Here is a 6307-nt window from a genome sequence, read left to right on the forward strand (position 1 = left end):
CAGCATACGCGGCGGCCTGCGAGTCCTGCCTTGTTTTACTGTTTCCGCGGTCAATTCGGTGACGACGATCTGCTGAACGGCTCTGATGCCCTCCGCACCGTCGTCTTCGGTCCGCTCGGAAGGCGCAAAGGGCGGGTGCTTACGCACCCGTCAGCCGCATTGCTTTCATCGTTTTCGAGAACCCCAGTGTTTTCAGCACTCGCTTGAGGTTGTAGGCGAGCACATCCAAGCTCATCTCGGTGCCCACGTTGGCCAGCCTGCGTGCCAGGAAGTGTGTGTAGCCCATCCAGTGCTTGAACGTCCCGAAGACATGTTCGACCGGTTCGCCTGCGTACTGTCATCGCATCCGGAGTCTTGTCGAGCTAGCGTTGGACGGCTTCAAGCACAGTCTCATGCTCCCATCGGGGGATTCGTCGTTCGGGGCTCGGCGTGCACTGTGACTTTATCGCGCATTGAGAACAGGCGCTGCTCCAGTAGCGGCGCAGTTGCAAACCGTTTTCCCCCGGCTAAGGATTAGTTATCGATATATGGACAGCGCCGAACTCTCATGATTGCGTGCATGTGGAGGCTCGAATGATGTCCATGGGCGTCGCCGAATGAGTTGCTGAATGGAGGCATGCGGTGGTGCGCAACATTGGGCTCGTGAACTGACCAAACTGGGACATCAGGTCAGGTTGCTCTCACCGAGATTTGTGAAGGCATTCAACATCGGCAACAAGAGCGATGCGGCGGACGCGCGAGCGATCTGGCTAGCTGTCCAACAGCCGGGCAAGCACGTTACCGTAAAGACCGAAACGCAGCAGGCAGTACTTGCCATGCATAGGGTTCGGGAGCAGCTTCTACCTCGGGCTGACCGGGGTCGCTTGCGGCTGGTACTATCGCAAGGTGCTGACGCAGGGTCCGTGGGCCGTCGTGACCCATGTCATCTGGCCGGTGGCAAGCGGGCTCTTCCTCTTTTTCATCGCGGTCTACAGCATCCCGACCTTCGACTGGGCCACCAATGTCGTCGGCAGGCCGGCATTCTCATCGGTATCGTTCCGCTGCTGCTGAACCGCAAAAAGATCTGGGTAGCCCGGCGAGGCTGATCCGGCTGGGCGCCTGGCATTGGCCGCACGGGTCACCCGCTGACCCGTGCGAGCGGTGGAATTCGCGCATCGCCTCCCCGCGGCTGTCTTCAGCATGACAAATTCGTCATTTTGCCGTCATGTTATCGATGTCAGCGCCCGGATAATCTTGTGCCATGCCGCAAGGTACCGGCCGGGCGAACACCGCGGTACCGACTGACGGACATCGAGCCATACGGCGTTGTCGAGACAATCGGAAACGGATACATGCAAACGCACTTCGGCAGACGCACCTTCGTGAAGGGATTGGGGGCCGCCGGCCTTGCCGGCGGGCTTGGCCTGTGGCGTCCCCCAGTCTGGGCGATCTCGAGCCCGGGCCAACCCCATGTGCTCACGGGCACCCAGTTCGATCTCGATATTGGTCAGACCCCCATCAACATTACCGGCCAGACACGAACGGCCACGCTGATCAACGGCACCCTGCCCGGCCCGGTCCTGCGCTGGCGCGAAGGCGATGACGTTACCCTGCGCGTCGCGAACAAGCTTCAGGCGCAGACTTCCATTCACTGGCACGGCATCCTGCTGCCGAGCAACATGGATGGGGTTCCGGGGCTCAGCTTCAACGGTATCGACCCCGGCGAAACGTTCACCTATCGCTTCAGGGTGAAGCAACACGGCACCTATTGGTACCACAGCCATTCGGCCTTGCAGGAGCAGACGGGCGTGTACGGCCCGTTGGTCATCGACGCGAAGGATCCGGAGCCGTTCAAGTATGACCGGGATTACGTGGTCATGCTCTCCGATTGGACGGATGAAGACCCGCGGCGAATCCTGGCAAAGCTCAAGAAGCAGTCCAATTACTACAACTTTCACCAGCGCACGATCGCCGACTTCTTTCACGACGTCAGAACCCAAGGGTGGAGCGCGACAATCGCCGACCGAAAGATGTGGGCAGAGATGCGCATGAGCCCGACCGATCTGGCGGACGTCAGCGCCTACACGTACACGTATTTGATGAACGGGCAGGCGCCCAACGGCAACTGGACGGGCATCTTTCGCCCGGGCGAGCGCATCCGCCTGCGCTTTATCAATGGGTCGGCCATGACCTATTTCGACGTGCGAATGCCCGGCCTCAAGATGACGGTCGTGGCGGCCGCTGGGCAATACGTCAATCCGGTCAGCGTGGATGAGTTCCGGATCGCGGTCGCCGAAACGTACGATGTGATCGTTGAGCCGGCGAACGGATCGGCTTATACGATCTTTGCTCAGTCGATGGATCGAACCGGCTTTGCCCGCGGCACGCTGGCCGTGCGCGAAGGGTTGGCGGCCGAGGTGCCCTCCCTCGACCCGCGCCCGCTGCTCACGATGGATGATATGGGCATGGGCGGCATGGATCACAGCGCAATGCCCGGCATGGATATGTCGAGCACGAGCGACGACGCGATACAGACCATGGATGGCACGCCTGCCAAGGATCCCAACGCCATGCCGGGCATGGATATGTCCAGCATGAGCGGTGAAAACCTGCAGACCATGGACGGCACGTCGAGCACGGATCCGGGGGCGATGCCGGGCATGGACGGCATGTCGGGATCGGCCACCGGCGCTGCGGCGGGCATGTCTGGCATGGATCACGGAGCCATGTCCGGCATGGGCGCCATGGGTGCGATGCAATCGCATCCCGCAACGGAAAGCGGAAATCCGCTGGTCGATGCGCAAGCCATGAGCCCCACGCCACGGCTCTCCGATCCAGGGATCGGACTGCGCAACAACGGACGTCGCGTGCTCACCTATGCCGACCTCAAGAGCACATTTTCCGATCCCGACGGACGTGAGCCGACGCGCACGATCGAACTGCACCTGACCGGCCACATGGAAAAGTTCGCCTGGTCGTTCGATGGCGTGAAGTTTGCGGACGCGAAGCCGATTCGCCTCAAGTACGGCGAGCGGGTCAGGCTGGTGCTGGTCAACGACACGATGATGACGCACCCGATTCATCTCCATGGCATGTGGAGCGATCTGGAGGACGAAGAAGGCAAGTTCATGGTGCGCAAGCATACGATCGATATCGCCCCTGGGTCGAAGCGAAGCTATCGCGTCACGGCCGACGCCCTTGGGCGATGGGCCTATCACTGCCACCTGCTTTTCCATATGGAGACGGGGATGTTTCGCGAAGTACGCGTGGAAGAATGATGCGAATGGATAAATCGATGTCGTCGACGATCCCGCGACGCCTCCACCGAATCGCCCTGGCCTTCGGCGTGTCGGCCGCCTTCGGTCACGCCGTTCCTGTCCTTGCGCAGTCGGCGGCTTCCCCGGCGCACGCGCACGTTCAGGCCGCGTCGGGGGACGTGGAGATTCAACCCATGCAACCCGCCGCATCGACCCCGACCGCGTCTCCGGTCCCGCCGCTCACCGACGCGGATCGCAATGCCGTATTCCATGGCGGGCATATGCACGATATGGGCGACGCGCAGATCAACTACCTGGTGCTGTTCGACAAACTGGAATGGCAACGCGCCGGCGGCGGCAATGCGTTGAACTGGGAAGGCACAGCCTGGGTGGGCGGCGATATCGACCGCTTGTGGATCCGTTCGGAAGGCAAGCGGACGGGACATGGTTTGGAGGACGCGGAAGTCCAGGCGCTTTGGGGTCATGCGATCAGTCCATGGTGGGACGTGGTCGGGGGCGTTCGCCACGACTTCAAGCCGGGACGGTCCCAGACGTGGGCCGCGTTAGGCCTGCAGGGGCTCGCGCTGTACAACTTCGACGTGGAGGCAACCGCCTATGTCGGCCAGGCCGGGCAGGCCGCCGCCAGGCTGGAAGGCAAATACGAGTTGCTCATTACCAACCGACTGGTGCTTCAACCGACGGCGGAAATCAATATCTACGGCAAGAACGATGCAAGCCGGGGTATCGGTGCGGGCCTGTCGTCCACCTCGCTCGGCTTGCGCCTGCGATATGAACTCGATCGCCAATTCGCCCCTTATATCGGTGTCAACTGGGACCGAAGCTACGGAAATACGGCGCGTTTCGCCGAGCAGGAGGGCCAGCGACGCAGCGAAGTGTCCTTTGTTGCGGGCGTTCGCGCCTGGTTCTGAGTCGGCGTTCGCACGTCCGGCGCACGACGTCCCCCCCTTTTTTTGCCTCACCCATTACCCACGGAGTTACCGATGAATCTTCGACACGTCGCCTCTCGCATCGCGGTGATCGCCGCCACTGGAGCCCTTGCCTCGGTCGCCTATGCGCATCCCAAGCTGTTGTCCTCGACGCCGCAGGAAAATGCCGAAGGCGCGGCGCCCGAAAAGATCGAGCTGCACTTTTCCGAGAACCTGATGACCCAATTTTCCGGCGCGGCGCTCGTCATGACGGGCATGCCGGGCATGTCCAGCCATGCGCCGATGCGGGTTGCCGCAAAGGTGTCGGGCAGCGACGATCCCAAGGTCATGGTCATCGCGCCGTCGCAACCCCTGCCGGCCGGCACCTATCGCGTCGACTGGCGCGCCATTTCTTCCGACACCCATCCGGTGACCGGGAAGCTTTCGTTCACGGTGAAGTGATCGGCATGGACAGTTGGGTCAACATCGCCGTCCGGTTCGCGCTCTACCTGGATCTCATGCTGCTTTTCGGATTGCCGCTCTTCGGGCTCTACGCGTTGCGGCGCCATGAACGACATTCCACGGATTTCGTGAGGCCGCTGCGCTCGCTGCTCGTGGCGCTGGTTGCCATCGGCATCGCGTTGTCTGTCGGCAGCATGATCGTAATGGGCAAAGCCATGACCGGCGCGTCCGATTACGCCTCGATCGGGGCGCACGCGTTTTCGATGCTGATCTCCGGTACGGCCTTCGGCGCGGCGTGGCTGGCTCGCATCGCCGCCCTGGCGGCAAGTCTTGCCGCCGCGCTCGCCCTTGCACGCCGCCCTACGACGTCGCTGGCGGTGGCCACCGTCTCCGGCGGTATCGCGCTGGTTACGCTGGCCTGGGGCGGACATGGGGTGATGGACGAAGGGGACAAAGGTGTCCTCCACCTCACGTCCGATGTCTTCCACCTCATTGCGGCCGCCGGATGGGTGGGCGCATTGACGGCATTCGGGCTGCTACTGCGCGTGGATCATTCGACGCCGCAAGCGCGCATCGCCCTGTTGAGCCGGACGCTGAACAGTTTTGCGGTCGTGGGCGCCATGATCGTCGTGACGCTCGTCGCCACCGGACTGATCAACTACGGCATGATCGTCGGTCCCACGTTGCGCGGTCTGTTCACCACCTCCTATGGGCAGTTGCTCGTCGTGAAGCTGGCACTCTTTGGCCTGATGCTCGGCCTCGCGGCGGCGAATCGCTACCATTTGGCGCCCTTGCTCGAGATCCGGGTACAAAGCGGGGATTTCCAGGGGGCGATATCCGCGCTGCGCCGGAGTCTCTTTATCGAAGCCAACGCTGCCACGGCGATCCTCGCTGTGGTCGCGGCGCTAGGCACGTTGAGCCCCGAATGACCGGGAGGGACGCCGCGGCATGCGCCGCGGACGTCCAGGCCGGGCATGGGATAATGCCTCGCTGCGCGGATGACGCCCACCCACGGCTCTGGCGGCATCGGCCGCCGGCCCGCCCAATTCTGATATGCGCATACTCATAGTCGAAGACGAGCCCAAAATGGCCGCCTACCTCAGGAAGGGTCTGATGGAGGCAAGCTATACCGTCGACACGGCGAACAACGGCAAAGACGCGCTGTTTCTCGCGCTGCACGAAGATTTCGATCTGATCGTGCTTGACGTGATGCTCCCGGAACTGGATGGCTTCGAAGTCCTCAAGCGCCTGCGTATACAAAAGCAGACGCCCGTGCTTCTGCTGACGGCGCGGGACACCGTGGAAGACAAGGTGACCGGCCTGGAGCTGGGTGCGGACGACTATCTGTCGAAACCGTTCGCCTACGCGGAATTCCTGGCCCGGATTCGATCACTCCTGCGGCGTGCTCCACGGGGTGTGCGAGACACGCTGGTCATCGCGGATCTTGAAATCGACCTGATCAAGCGCCGTGTGCGCAGGGGGCAGATCCGGGTCGACCTCACGGCGCAGGAATTCTCTCTGCTTCAGTTGCTGGCCGAGCGCCAGGGCGAGGTGCTGACGCGAACGTTCATTACCTCGCAGATATGGGACATGAACTTCGACAGTGACACGAACGTCGTCGATGTCGCCGTCAAGCGGCTGCGCGCCAAGATCGACAATGCCTTCGAGAACAAGCTGCTGCAC

At 62.2% G+C, this 6307-nt stretch carries 5 protein-coding genes and 3 pseudogenes; 7 read left to right on the forward strand and 1 reads right to left on the reverse strand.

What is annotated here, in order from left to right:
• Nucleotides 1-139: 139 nt before the first annotated feature.
• A pseudogene (locus A985_RS27625) lies at nt 140-500 on the reverse strand (transposase); the annotation flags it as partial.
• 108 nt (nt 501-608) lie between these two features.
• Between A985_RS27625 and A985_RS27630 the strand changes: the two are divergent.
• From A985_RS27630 to A985_RS0116025, 7 genes and pseudogenes are all read left to right on the forward strand, one after another.
• Nucleotides 609-842 (forward strand): annotated as a pseudogene (locus tag A985_RS27630) (IS110 family transposase); the annotation flags it as partial.
• Nucleotides 811-1085: pseudogene (locus tag A985_RS0116000) on the forward strand (APC family permease); the annotation flags it as partial. The pseudogenes A985_RS27630 and A985_RS0116000, both read left to right, overlap by 32 nt.
• Nucleotides 1086-1331: 246 nt before the next feature.
• On the forward strand, nt 1332-3257 hold the full coding sequence (locus A985_RS0116005; protein ID WP_017234411.1) for a copper resistance system multicopper oxidase: 1926 nt from the start codon (nt 1332-1334) through the stop codon (nt 3255-3257).
• Nucleotides 3258-3274: 17 nt separating this feature from the next.
• Complete coding sequence (locus tag A985_RS0116010; protein ID WP_150563912.1) at nt 3275-4165, forward strand: copper resistance protein B; 891 nt, start codon at nt 3275-3277, stop codon at nt 4163-4165.
• A gap of 72 nt (nt 4166-4237) precedes the next feature.
• Complete coding sequence (gene copC / locus A985_RS0116015; protein WP_017234413.1) at nt 4238-4624, forward strand: copper homeostasis periplasmic binding protein CopC; 387 nt, start codon at nt 4238-4240, stop codon at nt 4622-4624.
• A gap of 5 nt (nt 4625-4629) precedes the next feature.
• Nucleotides 4630-5553 carry a copper homeostasis membrane protein CopD gene (gene copD / locus A985_RS0116020; RefSeq protein WP_017234414.1) on the forward strand — a complete coding sequence of 308 codons (924 nt, stop codon included), beginning with the start codon at nt 4630-4632 and terminating at the stop codon, nt 5551-5553.
• A 124-nt stretch (nt 5554-5677) separates the two neighbouring features.
• The coding region (locus tag A985_RS0116025) for a heavy metal response regulator transcription factor (protein WP_039830434.1) at nt 5678-6307 on the forward strand (630 nt) is incomplete at its 3' end.

This window comes from Pandoraea sp. B-6 (assembly GCF_000282835.1).
Classification (GTDB): domain Bacteria; phylum Pseudomonadota; class Gammaproteobacteria; order Burkholderiales; family Burkholderiaceae; genus Pandoraea; species Pandoraea cepalis.

Bases quoted from the DNA above. Each gene is read 5' to 3' on its own strand.
- A985_RS0116005 (WP_017234411.1), top strand. From the start codon at position 1,332: ATGCAAACGCACTTCGGCAGACGCACCTTCGTGAAGGGATTGGGGGCC.
- A985_RS0116010 (WP_150563912.1), top strand. From the start codon at position 3,275: ATGTCGTCGACGATCCCGCGACGCCTCCACCGAATCGCCCTGGCCTTC.
- copC (WP_017234413.1), top strand. From the start codon at position 4,238: ATGAATCTTCGACACGTCGCCTCTCGCATCGCGGTGATCGCCGCCACT.
- copD (WP_017234414.1), top strand. From the start codon at position 4,630: ATGGACAGTTGGGTCAACATCGCCGTCCGGTTCGCGCTCTACCTGGAT.